This window comes from Roseateles sp. P5_E8 (assembly GCF_054177665.1).
This window is the reverse complement of the sequence record NZ_JBGCUM010000005.1, coordinates 60,811-81,193: the sequence shown is the minus strand read 5'-3', so window position 1 is coordinate 81,193 and position 20,383 is coordinate 60,811. Positions and strand designations below refer to the sequence as shown.

4 protein-coding genes (1 of these 4 cut by a window edge) are annotated in these 20,383 nt (G+C 69.7%); all 4 read right to left on the bottom strand.

Annotated features, from left to right (window positions below; all coding sequences use genetic code 11):
- Position 1 precedes the first annotated feature (1 nt).
- Positions 2 to 1,726: an efflux RND transporter periplasmic adaptor subunit gene (locus tag ACXRVZ_RS04440; protein WP_458232206.1), complete on the bottom strand. Its 1,725-nt coding sequence runs from the start codon at positions 1,724 to 1,726 to the stop codon at positions 2 to 4.
- A complete protein-coding gene (locus ACXRVZ_RS04435; RefSeq protein WP_458232205.1) occupies positions 1,723 to 3,057 on the bottom strand; it encodes a TolC family protein in 1,335 nt (444 codons plus the stop codon). The genes ACXRVZ_RS04440 and ACXRVZ_RS04435 overlap by 4 nt, the downstream gene beginning before the upstream one ends.
- Positions 3,058 to 3,139: 82 nt before the next feature.
- Positions 3,140 to 3,739, bottom strand: a complete 600-nt coding sequence (locus ACXRVZ_RS04430) for a PEP-CTERM sorting domain-containing protein (RefSeq protein WP_457418147.1) — start codon at positions 3,737 to 3,739, stop codon at positions 3,140 to 3,142.
- Positions 3,740 to 3,845: 106 nt separating this feature from the next.
- Positions 3,846 to 20,383, bottom strand: partial view of a calcium-binding protein gene (locus ACXRVZ_RS04425; RefSeq protein ID WP_458232204.1) — the 3' portion only. The gene runs 20,338 nt beyond the window's last position; 16,538 of the gene's 36,876 nt are visible here — the last part of the coding sequence; the start codon falls outside the window, past its right edge; the stop codon is at positions 3,846 to 3,848.

Here is a 20,383-nt window from a genome sequence, read left to right as displayed (position 1 = left end):
TCTAGATCCAGTACTGCCACAGCTTGAGCCGCAACCAGTCCAGCGACTCACGCGTCCAGATCGTCACCAGGTTGGACCTGCCGACCACGACCTTGGCCACGCCCTGCATGCCGGGGCTCAAGGCGGGCGTCTCGCCCACCCAGGCCGCCTCGGCGCGGAAGCCGTTGGCGCCGTCCTGCACGCTTGCCGTGGCGGTGACGCGGCTCAGCTCGAAGTCGTGGCCGTCCTGCGGCTGGCCGGCCAGCCGCAGGACGCCGCGCTGGCCGGTGCGCACGCGGGCGATGTCGCGCTCAGGCACATGCAGCACGACGCGGTAGCCCTCGGAGGCGATCTCGAACAACTCCTTGCCCAGCTCGGCCGGTGCGCCGACCTGCTGCACCCAGTCGCCGCTGACGACCAGGCCGGCGATGGGCGCGACGAGTTGGGCACGCGCCAGCTTGGCTTCCACCAGCGCGAGCTGGCCCTCGGCGCCCTGCAGCTCGGCGCTCGCCAGCGCCACGCTCGCGGCCTCGCGCTCGGCCATGGCCTGGCGCAGCTTGGCGGCGGCCTGGTCGCGGTCGCCGCGCAGCCTGGCCTGCTCCAGCTTCAGCTCGCGGTCGTCCAGGCGCAGCAGGACCTGGCCCTGGCGCACGCGGTCGCCTGGCCGCACCAGGGCCTCGGCGATGAAGCCCTCGAAGGGCGCGGTGACGAGCTGGCGCGTGYGGCCTTCGATGACGGTGTGGGCCGTGACGCGGTCGTCCACCGGCACCAGCAACAGAACGGCCAGCACCAGCAGTGCGGCCGCAGCACCGGCCTTCCAGGCCCAGTGGCCGGGGCCGCGCAGGCGGCCGCCGACGAGGAGCAGCGCGCGCCAGGTCTGCACGGGCAGGGGCAGCTCGGCCGCGCGCCAGTGGCGCAGCAGCGGCTCCGCTAACGCCGCACTCGTGCGCAGCACCTGCTGGGCGGCGGGCGTGGCCTGCCCTTGAGCCACCAGCACGGCGACGACCTCGCCCTGGTCCAGCAGCGGCAGCGCCCAGGCCTCGCGCTCCGTCAGCTCGCGCCCTTCGACAAAGGCCCGTTGGGCGACCTCGCCGGCCGCCTGCACGCCGGGGCTGGCCGTCTCGGCATAGGCCACGTCGGCGGCCACCCACCAGTGCGTGCGCTCATGGCGCACGTCGAACAGCGACAAGCGCAGTTCGCCCTCCGACGGCAGCTCGCGCCGCGCCCAGGCGGCCGTGCGGTTGATCCAGTCCTGCGCCGCCGCACGGGCGTCCTTGTGCGAGGCGACGTGGCCCATCAGCTCCAGCAGCTCGGCGGCGCGCTGGTTGTGCGCCAGGCTGGCCGCGCTCAATGTGAGTTGCAGCCAGCCCAGCGACAGCAGCAGCAGTTGCAGGCTGCGGTCGTTGTGCGGCGGCTCAAGCAATGCGCCGACGATGCCGGGCTGGCCGCTGGGCAGCATCAAGTGGGTGGCAACGAGCAGCTCACCCGTTGGCACACGGTTGAGTGCGACGGGGCTGTCGCGCGTGACCCGCGCGCGCGCCTCGGCCCAGGCTTCGGCCACGTCGGCGCGCTCGAAGGGCGCGCGCCAGGCCGCATCGGCCGCATGCAGCGCCACGCCCTGGCAGCCCAGGCCGGCAGCGTGCAGGCGCTGCAGCCAGATGGCCAGTGCGGGGGCCAGCTCGACGGCCTGCGGCGTAGCCGAGGGCGGCGGCAGGATGGCCTCGTGGTCGTTCACGCCCACGCTCATGACCCGCTCCTGTCCCGCGCGCGGCCCATCTCGCCCGGCCGGTGCTCCACGAGCTGCGCGTCCAGCGCTTCCCAGTCGCCATCGCCGAGCGCGCCGGACAGCGCGCGCAGCTTGAAGTAACTCGCCCAGGCATCGTGGCGGGCGCGGGAGAGGTCGCGGCGCGCCTCGAACAGCTTGCCCTGCGCCTCCAGCACGTCGGCATTGGTCTTGATGCCGACCTCGAAGCCGCGCTGATTGGCGCGCACCGACAAGGCCTGCGAGCGCTCGGCCGTGCCCAGCGCCCTGGCCTGCGACAGCGCCGACAGCGTGGACACAAAGGCCTGGCGCACGCCGATGACCAGGGTGCGGCGGGCTAGGTCCAGCTCGCTGGCAGCCTTGTCGCGCAGGGCCAGCGCCTCGACGACCTTGGACTGCGTGGCGCCGCTGGCGAAGAGGGGGATCGTCAGCGTCGCGCCGACGGCCGAGGTATTGCCTCGGCGCGGGAAGATGCTGGTCACCGAGCCGTTGTCGCTGGAGCGCGTGTAGCTGGCGTTCAGGTCCACGGTGGGCGCATGGGCCAGCGAGGCCTTGCGTGTCTCGGCCTCGGCGGCTTCCACGGCGAGCCGGGCCTGGCGCAGCGACGGGCTGTCGGCCTCGGCGCGCGACAGCCAGTCCAGCACGCTGTCGGCACGCAACTGCGGCAGCGCCTCGGGCGCGACGGCACGCAGCAGCAGCGTCGGCGTCGGGCCGTTGGCGATCTCGGCCAGCACCTGCTGGCGCAGGTCCAGCTCGGCCTCGGCCGCCAGCGCCTGGGCGACCGCGTTGTCGACACGCGCCTCGGCCTCGCGCACCTCGGGTGCTGCCGCGCGGCCGACCTGGAAGCCGCGCCGTGCCGACGCCAGCTGCTCGGTCTGCGCCTCGCGCAGCGCGGCGGCATGGGCCAGCACGTCGCGCGCCTTGAAGACCTCCAGCACCGCCTCGGCCAAGCGCTGCTGCGCCTCCAGGCGCGACTGCATCAGCGCGCTGCCGGCCTGTTCAAACTGGCTGCGCGCGGCCTGCATCGCCGGGTAGAGCGCGCCGCGCCACAGCGGCTGCGTGACCTGCACGACGTACTGGTCGGAGCGAATGCCGCGCGAGTCGTAGGTCGGTGCCTCGGCGTAGTGGCTTTTGTTGCCCGTCACCGTCAGGTTGGCCGTCGGGCCATAGGCGGCCTTGGCCTGGAAGAGGCGCTCCTCGGCCGCGCGCAGCGAGGCGCCCGTGGCGCGCACGGCGGGGTCGGCGTCGAGCGCGCGGGCGGCCAGTTCGGGCAGCGTCTGGGCGGCAACCGGCAGGGCGAACAACAGTGCGAACAACAGCGGGAGGAGTCGGATCAAGGAGCAGCCCAAACGAAACGCGCCGGCCGAAAGGGCCGGCGCGTGAGTGTCCGTGAAAGCGTCAGTCGCGACGGCGGCGGCGGGTGAGCAGCACGCTGGCGATCGCAATGCCGGCAAGGGCGACGCTGCCGGGTTCGGGGACGGTGTTGCCGGTGGCGTCCTGGGTCTGCAGGATGAGCTTGATGTAGCCGAGGCTGCCGCCGTCGTCGGGATCAGCAGTGCGGATCTCCACGGCGTTGTCGGCAACGATCAGACCGAGGAAGGCCGACAGGTCCAAAGCGTCAAGGTAGGCATAGCTGAGGTCACCCCCACCGCTGTCGCCGTTGGTGAGTTCGCCAACGAGTTGATTGTTCAGATAGACGCCTGCATTGCCGCCAAATCCCCAGCCGCCCGAAAAGACCTGCAGCGAGGCACCGGTCAAGCTGCCGCTCCAACTGATGCTGAGCGAAGCCGTGAAGCCGCCGCCGACCCAGTCGTTGGTGCCGTCAGCCTGGGGATTGATCAGATTGCCGTACTCGAAGCTGTCGCCGCTGGCCAGGCCGATGCCGAGACCGTCCAGCGCGCCGAAACGGGTCTCGACGGTAGCGGCGGCAGCCGCGGAAGTGGCCAGCGACAGCGCGAGGCCAAGGGCGGTCAGGCATGAGCGGATCGAGTTTTTCATGGGTTTTCTGTGAAATATTGCGCAATCGCTTGCATCCTAGAGAGACTGGCGCGACCAGCCCATCCCCGGACCATGGGACGGGCGAGGCGCCGGAACGACACCGGCCTCATTTGCCGCCAACCAATTGCTGCCATTGCTGCTTGGCACGCTCTTCAAGCTCCTTGAGCCAGGCATCGCTAAGGGCACGAGCCCTGTCGGCCTCGGCCTGAGCGATCTCGGCGGCGGTCTTAGGCAGCGGAGCGGCCTCGGGTGCACCACCCAGTTGGCCACGAGCGGCAGCAAGCAGCGCCGCCGCAGAAGCCGATGCGGGGGCCACGGTCATGCTGCCGGCCTGGGCGTCTGTGGTCCGCGCCCCAGCGGTTGTGACGACGTAGGGGTTCAGACCCACCGGCGTTGCCACGGCGGCACCGGGCAGCATGCGCAGCGACAGGCTCTGACTGACGCTGGCGCTGGCGCCATTGCTCGACTCGGCACTGGTCGCACGCAGTGTCAGGGTCAGCTCACCGGTGAAGCCTGCCGGTGGCTTGGCACTGAGCTTGGCCATGTCCCAGCCGGCCAGGTCGATGGCTGAGCCGCCAACGGCGCTGTGCACCCCGTCACTGAGGACGGCGCCGACCGGCAGGCCGGTCAGCGACAGCGCGAGGGCCTCGCTGCCGAACTGGTCGGTCAGCGCGGCGGCAACCTTCGGCAGCGCAATCGCCGTGTCGACCAGACCGTAGACCACCGCGACGCCGATGGGCAGCGTCTCGACAATGCGGATGTCGTCGATGTTGGCACTGCGCTGCGGCACCGCGCCGCCAGCGACGGCGCTGCCGCCTTCCAGCACGATGGCGATCTTGCGCGTCTGGCCGTTGCCGCCGAACGTGAAACTCAACGTCTCCCAGTTCAGCGCCGTCGTCGAGCTGGTGCCGGCATAACCACCTACCTTGATGCCATCGACATAGATGCCGATGGCGGTGTTGGCAACCGCGAAGCCGAGACCGCCTGCATAGTCCAGACCGAGGGTGTAGATCGCGCCGTCGATGGTGTCGACGATGCGCTCGATACCCAGCGTCTGGTAGGCGAGCGCCGCGCGACCGTTGCGCAGCGTCAGCCACTGGCTTCCGTTGCCGGTCATCGGCTGAACCGTGGCGAAGTTCCCGCCGATATTGGTGACGCGGTCGCCGGCGGCCTGAATCTCGAACGCGGTCGCTTTGCCCGTGGTCGCGGACAGCACGGTCCAGCCCTCCAGCACGGGGCCGGCGACGACGGCGACCGCCGTGTTCGGGTTGGCCGGCGTCTCCCAACTCGTCGCCACCAGCTCACGGCTGACGGCAACATCGCGCGGGCTCAGCGTCAGAGTCGGCGCATCGGCCACGGCGACGAATTGCGCGGTCAGCAGTTGGGTCGTCGTCGCGTACTCGCCGGTGGCGCCTTCGATGGCGGTGGCCTGAAGTTGCAGGGCCACGCTGCCATTGAAGTCGCGCGGCGGCGTCAGCACCAGGGCGTCGAGCTGCCAGCCGGCGAGGTTGACGACGCGTTGCGTGGCCGAGGGCGTGAAGCTGCGCGTGCCGTCGGACAGCGTGAAGCCGTCCGGCAGGCCGGTCAGCGTCAGCACCAGCGCCTCGGAGCCATCGTTGTCGACGAGGCCGGCGACGATGGCGTGCAAAGCCAAAGCCGCGTCCTCCAGGCCGGTGGCGGTGTTGCCGCCGGTGACGGCGAGCGTGGGCGCATCGGCCACGGCCGTGATGTCGATGACGAGGCGGGCGGCGGCGCTGTAGAGCTCGCCGTCGAAGGCCTTGAAGGCTATGTGGGCGTAGTGCGCCTGGCCGTTGCCCTCGCCCGCGCCAAAGTAGCCGGCGCCGCCCGAGGCGTTGGCCGCTGGCACGAAGCGCAGACCGCGCGCCGCCAGGTCGGCCTGGTTGAAGCGCGCGCCCACCACGACTGCGGCCCAGCTGCCGTCGGTCTGCTGACGTTGCAGCAGGCCATCGAACGGCAGGTCCGTGATCTCGACCCGCAGCAGGTCTGGCCGGTTGTCGGGGTCAACGACCGCGAAGTGGCTCCAGGTCAGCGCCAGTGCCTCGTCCTCGCTGCCGGCGGCCAGGCCGTCGGCGGCCGTGGGGGCCAGGTTGGGCGTGCCGTCGTTGCTGACGGTGATGGCCACGGTGACCAGGTTGGACTCGGCCTGGCCGTCGCTGACGCGGTAGCTGAAGCTGTCCGGACCGGCGAAGCTGCTCGCCGCCTTGTAGCTGAAGCTGCCGTCCGCCAGCACGCTCAGCACGCCGTGGGCCGGACCGTCGACGACGGCCGCGGTCAGCGTGTCGCCGTCGATGTCGAAGGCCGTGCTCAGCGGGTTGATGGCCACAGTCTGGCCGGCCTGGGCCGCGAGGCTGCGGCCGGTCAGCGTCGGTGCGTCGTTGACGGGCCGCACGGTCAGCGCCACGGTGGCCGTGTTGCTCGGTTGCCCATCGATGACGAAGCGGTAGCTGAAGCTGTCGCTGCCGTTGTAGTTGGCCGCCGGCTGGTAGCTGAACTGGCCGTTGGCCAGCAGGGTCAGCGTGCCGTGGGCCGGGCCGTCGACCTGTTCGATGGTGACGCTGGTGGCGCCGAAGACCAGGTCATTGGCGAGCACGTTGCCGCTGGCACTGCCGTCCTCGTCGAGCGCGACCGTATCGCCCACGGCCTGCGGGTCGCCGATGAGCTTGATGTCGCGCACGGTCATCGTGCTGGTCTGAGCGGCAAAGCCGAGCAGGTCGAAGCTCAGCAGCACGGCCTTGCCGGCCAGCTCGGGCGCCAGCGCGACGAAGTAGGTCGCGCTGCCGTCGGCGTTGAGCTGCTTGCGCACCGTGGTGGCCAGGCGCTCGCGGCCGTTGGTCTGCAGGTTGAGCAAGGCGTCTGAGCCGTTCAGGCCGATGCTGCCGGCGATGGGCAGACCGGTGATGGCGTCGAGCAAGGCCACTTCGAACGCATCGAACGGGCCGGCCGCGTTGGCCAGCAGGTGCGGCGATTCGATGGTGAAGCTGAGCAGCTTGTCGTTGGCGCCCAGCGTGAAGGCCTGAGACAGCTGGGCCTGGCGCGAGGCGGATTCGCCCAGCGTGGCTTTGCCGCCTTGGACGACGACATTGCCGCGCGTGCTCCAGCCGGTGGCGTCGTCCAGGTCGCCGCCGCGCAGCGAGGCGTAGACGGGCAGGCCGGAGGCGAAGCTGGGCGCAGCTGCGGCCTGCGCACCGGCAGGCCCGTCAGCGGGCTGCACCAGCATCGGGGCCACGTCGGCCACGCCGGCCGCCGCGCCCTCGGTCGCGGGCGGCGCGCCGAGGTAGGTGCTCTGGCGCGCCAGGGCCTGCATGTAGAGGATGAGGTTGTCCACCTGCATGCGGGTCAGCGGCTCGTCGCGGTCGCCGCGGCTGAGGGCCAGGTCCATCAGCTGGTTGACCTCGTCCGAGCGCTTCACCGAATTGGCCTCGGCCATGAAGGTCGGGGTGGGCACCAGGATCTGCGGATTGCCGGCGCCATCGAGCTTGTACTCGTCGGGCAGGCCCAGGCTGTGGCCCAGTTCGTGAGCGAACAACCAGCCGAAGTAGCGGCCGAGCGCGTACATGCGCTGGCTGCGACCTTCAATGCCGCCCACCACTTCCAAGGCTTCGCGCAGTGCAGCCGGCACCGAGACGAAGGGCGCGACGCCATAGGCCGTGCCGTTCTGCTGCTGGTTGATCAGGCGGCTGAGCACGTACTCCTTGCTGCGGATGCTCTGCTGGTTGGTGACCGCGCCGCTGGCCGACGTGAGCAGGATGTCCATCTGGTTGGACGCGAAGTCCCAACCCGAGCGCCCTGCCTCGCCGGCGTTGCCGCCGATGCTGGCGTCCAGCGCGACGTTGGTCGTGTGTGCAGCGGTCGTGGCGTCCAGGCTCGCAGCGTCCTCGAAGGAGAAGTCGATGGCGCTGTAATAGCGGTCGCGCAGATAGACACCGCCGTTGAGGCCGATCGCCACCTTAACGCCGTAGCCCAGCGTTTCCAGGTCGCCGGCGCCGAGGTCGGCCGGCAGCTTGTCGGCCAGGCCCACCAGCAGGTTGTAGACGGCGAGGTCATTGCCGCTCAGCAACGAGACGTCGGCGGTCGGCGTGTGCGCCAGCGCAGCGGCCTGCACCAGCAGCGCGTTGAGCTGCGCCAGGTCCACGTTGACCTGCTGGGTTGCGCGCACGTCGACACGCACCTTGGCCGTGAAATAGACCTGGTTGTTCAGCTTGAACTCCAGCGTGCTCTCGATGCGGCCGCGGTCCTGGGCGGTCGACACCAGCGTCAGCGTGGTGACGGCGCCTTCGGTCTTGACCTCCCAGCGGCCGTCGCCCTCGATGACGACGTTGTCCGGGTTGTAGATCTTCAGCGTGCGGGTCTCGCCCGCGCGCAGCGCTGCTGCGGTCAGCACGCCGTCGATCTGGTTGAGGTTGGTCAGCTCGCCGAAGTAGTAGGTGCGCACCGTGGCGGCACCGGCGTCGACAGGCCCGTTCGCGGACTCGCGCGTGGTGTCGAAGCGCAGCAGGGCCGGCAGCAGGACGGCGTCGTAGCTGTCGCCCCACTGCTGGCGTGCCGCGTCGGTCAGTTTGGCCGCGATGTTGACCTGCACGGACTGGCCCGCGCCAAGACTGCGGCCGCTGAACAACTGCTTCTCGCTGGCCGCAGGCGTCACCCCCGACAGGCCGGAGCTGGCATTGCCGTCGACATAGAGGTAGTCGATCGGATAGGTGCCGGCAACGGCCGTGGCGCGGTAGGTCAGCGTCGCGGCGCTGTCGTTGCGCAGGGTCAGCACATGCTCGTTGGCCTTGTAGAAGCCCTCCGGCTTGGCCCAGGCCAGCGCCTCGTCGGCGCTGCTGGACGCGCTGGTCATGCGGTCCTGCATGAAGACGGTCGCGTCGTCGACCTGGCCGCTGGTGTCGGTGACGCTCAACGATGCGCCGATGTTGATCTGGTCGACGATGACGCGGTCGTTCAAGGTGACCGCCTTGGCGGCACCCGTGACGTAGTCGTAGTTGACCAGCTTCAGGCGCAATTGCACGGCCTGTGCCGACTGGCTGCGCACACTGTCGGGCACCCGCACGCTCAACATGCTGGCGCCGGCCAAGTTGCGCACCTGGATGCGGTCGGCGACGACTTCCGTCTCCTTGCCGGCGCTGTCGCGCGTGACGAAGATGACCTCAAGCACCGGGGCGCTGCTGGCGCCGATGCTGGACGGATCGACCTCCAGGGACAGCAGCTGGCCGTTGCGCGGCAATGCCATCCAGTTGTGGGTCAGCGTCGTGTAGTTGCCATCGAGCTGKAAGCCCCATTCGGCCACCTTTTCGAGGTTCTGGCCGAAGTCGCCGATCTCCTGCTCGTAGCCCAGCGTCTGCTTGAAGAAGGCGAAGTCGACGATCTTCTGGCCGATCAGCTCGGTCAGCGGGCCGATGAGCGCCTTGTCGAACAGCGGGTTCTGGGTGGCGATCGCCATCACCGTCGCCTTGACGGTCATGTCGCGCACGAACTCGCCGAGCTGGGCCTTGTTGATCGCCTGGCTGAAGGTGGCCAGGCTGAAGGTGTTGCCATAGCTGGCCTGGTACTTCGCCAGCGTCGCCTTGAAGGCATCGGCATCGCCGGCCTTGAGGTACTTCTCCACCAGCGCCTGGTTGTAGCCCTTGAACACGAGCTGGGTGGCCTGGACGTTGTCCTGGTAGGCCGGATTGATCGTGCCGTCCGCGTTCTTAAGCGCGTTGCCGTTGTGCATGGCCCAGCCCGGCAGCTCATAGGTGGTCAGGAAGCGCCCGAAGAAGGGCCGCACGCTGGCCTGGAAGCCGCCATTGAAGACCGATTGCACGGCCTCCTTGCCGTCACTGCCGAACTCCGTGTTGTCGGTCGTCAGCGCGGTGCGGGCCACGAAGGTGCTTGGACGGTCGACCGCGCCGCCGCCCAGCTTGCTGAAGAAGAAGCCATCGCCGACCGCCTCCCAGGTGTCGGCGGGGCCTACCTTGGGCGGCGCCTTTTCGGCCTGCTCCTTCAGGCCCGACTTGTCGGTGCGGCCATAGATCGTCGTGCCGATCAGCTTGTCCAGCCGCTGCAGATACCAGGGCGCCTCGTTGTGCAGATACAGGGCCGGCGTCACCGCGCCCTTGACGATGCTCTGCAGGAAGGGCGGCACCTCGGGCCGGTTGCGCTCATAGGCCGCGTCGGCGCGGCGCTTGATGATCCAGTCACGGCCCGAGGGCTGGTCGGTGCCCAGGATGACACCGGCACCGAAATACTGCATGCCGGGCGTGACAGTGCCCGCGTACCAGGCATGCGGCCGCGAATGCGTCTCCGCCTTGGAGCCGACGACGGCGACCTTGTCATCCACCGTGAAGCCCTTCAGGCCCGTCAGGTCCACCTCGACGTCGAAGCCGTCGGTGAACAGGGATCGCCCGTTCGGCGTGACCGTCTTGCCGGGGGCGGCCTTTTCGTCGGCGACATGCTGGTAGTAGTTGTCGGCGAAGTTGACGCCTTGCCAGGCCTTCACGTCCGGGTCGAAGAAGTCACCGAAGTCGATGTTCTTGAGGCCCAGCTTGCCGGGGTCCAACTCGAAGAAGCTCTGCTTGACCTTGATCGCCAGGTCGGCTGCGGTGCCCACCCTGCCGGCCAGGCCAAGCAGCACGTCCTGCACGAGCTTGGCAGCGTTCTCGGCCAGCGTGGCGTTGTCCAGGCCGATGCCGCCAAGCACGCTGCCCAGATTGAGCCAGTTCACCAGCGACTCAACCGGCAGGTCGATCAGTACGGCCAGCGCCGTGCTCAGGAACTGGCCTTGGTCGACGTTGGCCAGGATCTTGGACATCGCCTGGCTCTGGATCAACGACGGCTGGTTGAAGTCGTGCGGGTCCAGCGTCGTCATCTGCAAGTCGGCCGGCTTGGGCATGCCGAACTTGTCGGCCGCCCACAGGATGCGCTGCGCCAGCTCGGAGTTGACGACGGTGCCGCGGCTGTGCCCGATCAGATGCAGATTGCCGCTCAGCAGCTTGCCGCCCGAGTCGGCGTTGGCGCGCAGCAGGGAGGCATAGATGGCGTCGGCCGCGGCCTCGGAGAAGCCCGAATCGCTGAAGCCGGACTCCAGCACCCAGTCGGGCACCAGCGCCACGGGCTTGCCCAGGCGCAGCGCCTCTTTCAGCTCGGGCTGGTCGCTGTCCTTGTCCAGTGCGGTCCACAGTCCGGTGGCCTTTTCGTAGCGGTAGGCATAGCCGCCCTGATCACGCGCGATCTGGCGCGCAATCTCCGCCGACGCGGTTGCGCTGGGGTCGGTGGGCTTGCCGCTCATCACGGCCGAGGCGCCGTCGGTGCCGGAGATCAGCGGCGGCTGGTAGCCGTGCGTGACGATGGTCACCGAACTGCCGTTGAAGCCCGATTGCTCATAGGCGCGCTTGATCGTGAACGGCTGCGCCGACGTGACCTTGGTGCCGTTGGCCAGCACGGCCTCGGCCGCCCACCAATACATTTCGCCGGCCGTCAGCTTGAAGTTGGCATAGGCCGCCTTCTCGGCGAAGTCCTTCCAGGTGTAGACCTTGTTGGCGTCCCAGTCCTCGTCGCCGGGCAGCAGGTCTATGGTCGTGAGGATGCGTTCGTCGTGGTCCAGGTTGATCGGCGACTGCTTGCCGTCGATGACGCCGCCGTGCCAGTCCGGCAGGCGCGGCGTGTCGTTGGGGAACAGGCCCTCGCCGGGGCCGAAGGAGGACACGTAGATGCGCAGGGACTTGATGTCACGCGTGGCCTTGAGCTCGAAGACGGGCCGGGCATCGGCGCCGATGCGCGGGCTGATCAGCTCCAGCTCGCCGTTGTTGGCGATGGTGTCCACGGCCCAGGACTTCAACAGCGGCTCCGTGCCGGTGTCGCTGGCGGGCAGGCTGGTGTAGCGGCGCGGCGCCAGGGCCGGCATGTTGAAGTCGACCGGCTTGCGCAGATCGCCATTGCCGCTCTCCGCCACGGTCAGGATGCCGGGGATGTTGTACTCGTAGACGGCCGAGAAGAAGCGGCTGTAGTAGCCGTCGCCCGGGCCGCCGTACTCCTCGGCCATGGCCGTGGCCCAGAGCTTGGTGCCGTCGGCGGACAGCGACAGGCTCTCCAGGCTGGCGCCCTCGATGGGCGTGGTGGAGCCGATGTACTCGGCCTTGCCGAAGGGGTCGCGGATGATGCCGATCTTGCCGCCGACCTGCTTGCTGATCAGCAAGCCGTCCATGAAGCCGATCTCGTCGAAGATGTGGTTGTAGTCGGCGACGAAGGCGTACTTGCCGTCCGGTGACACCGCCACGCCGGCCGCGCGCTGCACGTTCTGCATGAAGGCGTAGCGCTTGCCGTTGGCGAAGTAGAGGTTGTTCCACCACTGCGGCTGGCTGGGCTTGAGCGCGGGCGCCTTGACCGCCGTGCTCGTCCAGGCGCCGCTTTCCTCGTCACGGCCGACGGTGACGGCCGAGAAGCCATAGTTGTAGGCCTGCGTCGTGCTCATGACGAACTGGCCGTCTTCGGGCCCGTTGTCGATGTAGTAGGGCAGTTGACCGGCGCGCGCGGTGGCGGCGCTGAAGTCCAGCGACTTCACGTCTGCGGCGTCGACACGCAAGGCAGCGTCGGCGCCTTCGGTCTCGTCGAGCTGCTTCTCGTAGGCCTCCTGCATCGCTTCCAGGTCGATGATGTAGACGTCGCCCTTCTCCTTGGAGCCGAAACCGAAGCGCGTGAACCGGTCCACCGGCGCGGTGACGCCGAGGTAGCGGCCGGCACTGACGGCCAGGTCCAGGAAGCCGTTGGGGCCGGGCTTGATGACATCGGGCAGCTGCAGTTTCTGCACTTCCTTCATGAAGCGCGCGTCCTTGCCGTTGATGTTGACGCGCAGCAGGCGCGGCGAGCCGGCCGTGCCATAGCTCGCGCCCTCGGCCACGTAGAGCCAGTCCCCGGCCACGGCCAGCGAGCTGATGTTGGTGCCGGCATCGCCCACGTCCAGCGTGTAGACGAGCTTGCGGGTCACCATGTCGATCATGTAGATCTTGCCCGCGCCGGCGACGAACACCTCGCGGTTGTCGGGCCCGTAGGCCAGCGCATCGGTCTTCAGGCCGGTGAGATAGCCCGGCAGCGTGACGGCATCCTGCAGCACACGCAGCGTCTCCTCCGCGCCGCTGCCCGCAGGCGACCCGACACCCTCGGTGAACTGCACCGTCGTGCGGTCCAGCACGACGCCAAGCTCGCGCGGCGGCTTGAACTGCACGCGGTTGCTCGGGTTGCCGGAGAACAGGCCGAACTTGTCGCCGGCCGTGCCGTCCTTGTTCGGCTCGTCGAAGACACGCTGCACCCACACCTCGTGCAGCCCCAGCGCCACGCCGTCGGGCACCTTGAACACGACCTCCGTGTCGCTGGTGCTCTGCACCTGCATGAAGTTGTAGAGCAGGCCCCGGTCGGGCGAGTTGCTCATCTCGCTCAACGCGCTGCCGACCGGCTTGAGCCACAGCTGCACGCGGGTCTTGACCCCGGCGATGGTGAAGCCGCTGCCCGTGACCTTGTAGGTGCTGGCGTCGATCTGCGTGAGACCGGTGATCGCTGGATCGTTCTTCAGCAGCTTGGGCGGTGGCGACACCTGCACGTCCAGCTTGTCGCCCTCGACCTTGCTCGTGCCGGTCTGAATGTACTGGGCCGTCGTCGAGAACGTCGTGAGCTGGAAGGTGGCGAGCGGCAGCATGGACATCAGGCCCACGGCCACCATGGAGCCGCCCGGCACCGCCGCAATGCCCATGGCCATGTTGATGGTGGCGAACCACATCAGCTGCCAGTTGGCATCCAGGCTGACGAAGCGCGTGTCGGTGGCGCCGGTCTTGGGGTCCTTGGCGGTGCGGCGCGCGCTGACGAGGTAGTCGCCGCTGGTCGTCATGCCCGGGTAGGGCGGGCTGGCCGTGCGGGCCGTGCCGTCGGCGCCGATATGGCCGTTGTCGACGATCCACCAGGTGGCCTGCTCGGTGCCGTCGGCCAGCGTGATGGTGCCGCGGCGCAGGATCAGGATCTCGTATTCGTCGGGGTCCAGCCCGAGCGCCGAGGTGGCGATCTGCATGGGATGGCTGGTGCGCGCATCGCCCATGTCGAGATGGAAGCCCGACAACACCTGGAAGCCGTCGAAGCTGGGCGCGGCGAGCGGCAGGTTGGCCAGGTCCAGGTCGCTGACGGCGACCCGCTGCGGCGTGCCCAGGGCGCCGGCCGCGATCGCGATCTGCAGGCCGCCCTGGGTTTGCAGCAGGGCGCCTTCCTCGCCGACCTCGATGGCCGGCGTCTGCGCCGACAGCACGGTCGGCTCGGCGACATGCACGGTCAGCTCGACCTGCCCCGACTTGAAGATCGCATAGACCTTGGTCGTGCCGACACCCTTGGCCGAGATCACGCCGTTGCGGTCCACCGAGACGATGCGCGAGTCACCGACGTAATAGCTGATGAAGTAGGAATCGGCCACCTCGGTGCTGCTGAACACCTCGGTCAGCTTGATCTGGCGCAGGCCCGCGCCGCTGCCATCGGCCTTGGGGGCCACGAGGGACACCGAGCCCGGGTAGACGTCCAGGCCGCCGAGCGCCAGGGCCAGCGTCGCATCGCTGGGACCGTCGATCTCGAAGCTGCGCACGCCCAGCAGGCTGCCCTTGCGAGCCTCGACATGACCCCAGCCGGCGGAACGGCCCGCCAGCAGCGTGTCGCCCGGCGTGGCGATCACGGCAGCCGCGCCGGCCTGCCAGTTCTCCACCGTCCACTGCAGATAGTTGCCCGTCAGCGCCACGCCCTTCTCGTCGGCGAAGTCGCCGAAGGCCTGCAGCTGGCGGGTCTCGCCGGCACGCAGCGGCCCCACGTCGACGATGTTGATCGCCAACAGCGCCGCCGAGCTGACGTTGAACTGCAGCACGATGGGGCCGCTGGAGCCCCAGCCGTCGTCGGCCTCGATGGTGATGGCCGCCGCACCCGCATAGCCCGCCTCGGGCTTGAACAGCAGGGTGCGGCCGTCGGCCGCCAGTTGGGCCGAGCCATGGCTCGCGCCGATGACGCGCCAGAACACGCTGTCGCCCTCGCGGTCCAGCGCCACGTTGTCGAGCGCCAGCCATTTGTTCAGGTCGGTGTGGGCGAGCACCGGCGTGGCGCTGGCCATGCTGACCGGCGCGAGGTTGGCGCGCCAACCGTAGTTGGCGTAGAGCACCTGGCGATCGGTGTCGTTGGCCGTGCCGTCGCCGTTCAGGTCGACGCCCGAGGCCGCGAAGGCGGTCGAATCCGTGCCGTCGATGCGGCCGTCGCGGTTCACGTCGCCGGCGATGCTGACCTTGATGCTGGCCGCACCGTTGCCGGTCAGCGTCAGCAGCTTCAGGCCGGCCTCGGTCACCCGCACGAGCGTGACGGTCTTGCCGCCGTTGGCGACCTGGCCGAGCACGGTCGCGCCTTCTATGGCCAGGCTGGTGCCGGCCGCGGTTTCGATGGCGTAGACGATGGCACCGGCGGCGCCGGGCGCCTTGATGGTGCTGGCGAGTTCGCTGTCGCGCACGACGAAGCTGATGCGTGCCGGCGTGCCGGTGCTCAGCGTGCCACTCCAGCTGTTGTTGGGCGTGGCCACGCTGACCAGCCAGCCCGCTGCGGTGCCGAACTGGGCGGTGATGGGCTCGCTGATGACGCTGCCGTCGGCGTGGTAGCCGATGCTCAGGTTCAGGTTGCCGTCGCCGTAGAGGCTGCGCGCAAGTGCGAGGCGGCCGGTGCTGTCGTAGCGGTAGACGATGGCCGCGTCGGCCGTGGCCGTCTGGCGGCCGACGACGCGCTCGATGCGGCCCTGGCTGTCGCGCTCGAAGACGAGGCGGGTGTTCGGGTCGCTGCTGCCGACCAGGGCCACGCCCGCGTCGGACAACAGCCATTGCTGGCCGTCGGCAAAGCGCACGCTCTGCATCTGGCCGCGCGCGTCGAGCCCGTAGCTGGTGCCGTCGGGGCCGGTCAGCAGGTAGGCGGTGGGCTGCCACGGCAGACCGGTGACGCGGTCAAGCAGGCGCTGACCCTGGGGCAGCAAGGCGACCGGCATGGTCGGGTCGGCGTTGACCACCGACAGGCTCCAGCCCGCCGTGCTGCCCGTGAAGACGGGGCGCTGCACCAGCGGCGAGGTCGGGTCGCTGGACAGCGGCGTGCCGGTGGTGCCCAGCGTGAAGCTCAGGTACTCGTTGGCCGCGTTGGCGGCGGACAGGCTGGTGGGCACCTGCAGCCAGACGCGTGCGCCCAGCACCCAGGCGGCCGAGGCGCCGAGGGCATCGCTGCCGGCCTGGTCGTGGCTGAGGCGGGTGTCCAGCAGCGGCAGCGTCCAGTTGCCGAGGTCGCCGCTGCCGCCGTTGGCGTCGAGATGGCGAGTCAGCGCGAGGTCGTGGTTGCCGAGGCGGAAGACCGCGTCGGTGGCCTGGGCCTGCACGAGCTGCTTGGCTGTCGAGTCGACGAGCACACGCGTCGTGATCTCGGTCGTGCGGCCGGCCAGATCCCAGCCGCGCAGGCGCAGCTGGTAGACGCCATTGGCCCAACGCGACGGGTCGAGCGCGGCCAGCGTCAGGTCGCCGTTGACGGCGGCGGCGCTGAAGTCGGCGGACGCCAGCGTGCGCCAGGCGGACTCATCCACGCGGTCGCCGTTGGAGGGTGCGGCTTCGAGCACATAACCCATCAGTTGCAGGTCGGCAACGCGGGCGGTCAGCGTGGTCGAGCTGCCGATGACGGCGGGGGCGAGGCCGCCCGTGTCGAGCGCGCCGGTGAAGACCAGCGTCGGTGCGGTCGTGTCCAGCGGGTCGCGCACACGCACGGTCTGCGTCGTCGTGGCGGAGAAGCCGTCGGCATCGACGGCCGTCACGCGCAGCTCGATGAGGCCGGGCTGGCTGGGCGTGATGCGCACGCGGCCGAGGCCGTCGAGCGTCACGGGCACCCAGTCCGCCTGGCCGATGCCGGCACCGCGCGCCTGCACGGTGATGCTGGCGATGGGGCTGAAGGCGTCGGCGCGCACGGTGGCGAGCACGACCTGGCCGGGCAGTACGGGTGTGCTGGGCGTCAGGTTGACAAGCAGCTTGGGCGCGTTGGCGCTGGCGTCCGCGACGACGCGCAGCACGAAGCTGTTGGTCGTCGAGTTCCTGCCGTCGCTGACGGTGGCGAGCACGGTGAAGTCGCCCACCTGGCCGGGGCCTGGCGTCCAGTTCAGGCGGCCGGTGGCGGCGTCATAGGCCGCGCCTTCGGGCAAGCCGATGAAGCTGATGGCCAGCGCGGCGGTCTGGGCGGCGCCGTCGGCGTCGAACAGGCGCAGTGCGCCGACCGGTGCCGTGGCGCCCTTGACGACGGGCAGCGAGAAGCTCTGGCCCACCAGCAGCGCGTGGCTGGCGGTGGTGATCTCGGGCGCCTGGTTCACGTCGAAGACGCGGACCTGCACCGTGCGCGTGACGGTGACCAGGCCATCCGTCGCGCTGAAGTTGAAGGTGTAGGCGCGCGTGTCAGCGGTCGCGTTGTTGACGATGTCGGCGCCGGGCGTCCATTCGAAGTAGCCGGTGGCCGCGTCGAAGAACACGCCGCTGGGCGTGCTGGCGTCGTAGATCAGCGCCAGCTGCGTGGCGTCGTTGTCGCCATCGGTCGTGCGCATCGAGAAGGACAGCGTCTGGCCCTCGGGCACCAGTTGCAGCGGCATGGGCAGCAGCACCGGCGCCTGGTTCACGTTGGCGACGACGATCTCGACGTCGCGCGTGAAGCTGGCGGCGCCGTCGCTGGCGGTCAGCTTGAGCAGGTAGTGGCCGGGCGCGGCGCCGTTCTGGTTGTCACTCTGGGCGGCGAACAGGCCGGGCGTCCAGCGCAGTTGCAGGCGGGTCTGGCCGCCGCTGCCGGCGCTGGGCACCAGCAACATGCCGGCCGGGATACCTTCGACGGTCCAGTGCAGCAGGTCGAGGTCGGCGTCCAGGCCGGACAGGTCGATGGCCAGCGGCGAACCCTCGTCGACCTTGACGACGGTACGCGTGCCGGCGAGCGGGTCGCCCTGCACGGCGCCACCGGTGGCGGCGACGGCAAACAGCGTCGGCGTGGCATTGGCGGCGCGCACGACGATGCGCAGGTCGCGCACGGACGTGTTGGGCACCGGCGGATGCTGCGGGTCGGGCACATAGCCCGCGTCGGCCGGCGGCAGGCCCAGGTCGGTGACGGCCAGGCTGATGTCGAAGTTGCCGCTGAGGCCCGCGGCCGGCGTCCAGACCAGCGTGGCGTGGCCGTAGCGCGGGTCGCTCTCGATGCGCGCACCGGCGGGCAGGTTGGTGGCGGCGTAGGTCAGCGCGTCCTGATCCAGGTCGGCCACGAGGATGGGCACACGCAGCTCGGTGCCGGCCACGGCGACGACCTGGGTCGGCAGCGTGATGACGGGCGCCTCGCTCGGGCTCCTGACGGTGACGACGAAGCTCTTGGCGGAGGCCAGCACCTGGTTGACGTCGCCGTCGCCGTTGTCTTGCGCGACGACCGTCAGCGTGTAGTCACCGCGATGGCCGGCGCCGGGGGCGAAGCGGATGACGCCGGTCAGCTTGCCGGCGCTGTTCAGCGTCTGCGTGTAGGTGGCAAAGCTGGGCAGGCCATGCACGGTCAGCGTCAGCGGGTTGCCGTCGGCGTCCGTCGCCTCCAGCGGGATCTGCAGCACGGTGCCGCGGTCGACGAAGGCGTTGGTGAGGTCCTTGATCTCGGGCGCGCGGTTGGCGTTGCTGACGACGATGGGCAGCACGATCTGGCTGGTCAGCCGGGTGCCGGTGCCATTGCCGTCGTCGGTCGCCTTGACCGTCACGTAGTAGGTGCCGGCCTGGGCATAGCCCGGCGTCCAGATCAGTTCCAGCGTCTCTTCGTCGAAGGTCGCGCCGGGTGGCAGGCCGGTGACGTCGTAGTCGACGCTGCTCGTGACGCCGGCGGGGCCGCTGGCTTCGCCGCCGGGGGTCAGACGGACCTTGGGCTCGAAGGCAGGGTTGTCGGGGTCGAAGGCGAACACGCTGATGCGCAGCGGCTGGCCTTCCAGCACACCCCAGGTCTCGACCGGGTCGAACACCGGCGCGCCGTTGGCGTTGCGCACGTCGAACTTGATCTCGCGCTTCACCGCCGTCACGGACTTGCTGCCGTCGACGGCGGTGAAGGTGGCGATCAGCGTGACCGGCAGCGTCAGCAGGCCGGCCTGGGCATAGCCCGGCGTCCAGGCAAACCAGCCGGTGTCGGCGTCCAGCGTCGCGCCGCCGGGCAGCACCTCGGCGCTCCACTTCAGCGTGACCTTGCTGCCGTCGGCCTGTTGCAGCCCGCCCGGCACGGCGCCGGGCAGTTGCRGGCCGAAGCGGTCGCCCTCGCGCAGCACCTGCGTGTCCAGCGTCGGGAAGATGGGCGCTGGGTAGCCCTGGTTGACGGTCAGGTTGAAGCGGCGCTGCACCTCGTGCTTGCCGTCGCTGGCGACCACGGTGATGTCCTGGTAGACGCCGGCCTGGTCGTAGCCCGGCGTCCAGCTCAGGATGCCGGTGGCCGCGTCGAAGAAGGCGCCTGCCGGCAGGTTGCGCACCAGCACCGTGACGGTGTCGCCGTCCTCGTCGCTGGCCAGCAGCGGCAGCTGCAGGCTGTCGCCCTCTTCCAGCGTCAGGTTCTGCACCGCGTCGATGACCGGCACATGGTTGGCGCCCGCCACGTCCAGCGTGAAGCGGCGCAGCGCAACGCCGCCACGGCTGTCAATGACGCGCATGAGGATCTGGTTGTCCGTGCGGTCGGTGGCCTGGGGCGTCCAGTGCAGCGTGGCGCGGTTGCCGTAGCCGCTGGCGCTGCTCTCGACCAGCGCGTCCTGCGTGATCGTCATGCCGGCGGGCGCGCTGACCAGCTCCCAGAAGAACAGGCGGCCATCCGTGTCGACGGCGCCGAGGTTGGCCGTCCAGGCCGCACCGGCGGTGGCGGCAGGCAAGTCGACGGTGGTGAGGTCCAGGCTGCCATCGGCCTTGAGCTGGCCGAGCACCGGCGGCGTGTTGTCGTAGGGCAGTGCGTAGACGCCATGGCCCAGGTTGACCTTGACGATCTGGCCCGAGCCCGGCGTGGTGCCGAAGCTGCTGGCCGGGCGCACGGTGACCGTGCGGTTGGCCAGCGTCTCGCCGGTCTTCAGCAGGTTGCCTTGCAGCGCGGCCGTCAGGTCGAGCACCCACAGCTCTGCCTGGGCGCCATCGCCCTGGGCAGCACCGAGGATGCTGTCGCCGAAGTAGCGACCCGGGTCCAGCAGCAACATCAGCGGGCCCTTGAGGTCGTCGACGCCGATGTTGGTGATGTTGACGTCGTAGCTGATCGCGCCGGTCAGGCGGTCGGCGCGGGTGTCGGCGAACTCCAGCCGCACGAGGTTGGAGATGTCGGTGACGGCCGTGAACACCAGGCCCCAGGCCTCGCCCAGCGTGACCTGGGCGCCACTGCGCACGGTGTTGACGACCTCAACGCGCCAGCCGCCGGCGGGCAGGTTGGGCAACGTCAGGATGACGCTCTTGCTCGCCGCATCCCAGCGCACGCTCTCGGGCGTCAGGATCAGGTTGCTGTTGGCGCCGGTGGCGATGAGGCTGTAGTTCTTCGGGTTCAACACCGAAGACGCGCTGGTGGTGTCCGCGCCGTCGGCACCGGTCCACATGGCCTGGTCGAAGCTGA

Excerpts from the sequence above, each read along its gene's own strand:
- ACXRVZ_RS04430 (WP_457418147.1), bottom strand. The coding sequence starts at position 3,739 with ATGAAAAACTCGATCCGCTCATGCCTGACCGCCCTTGGCCTCGCGCTG.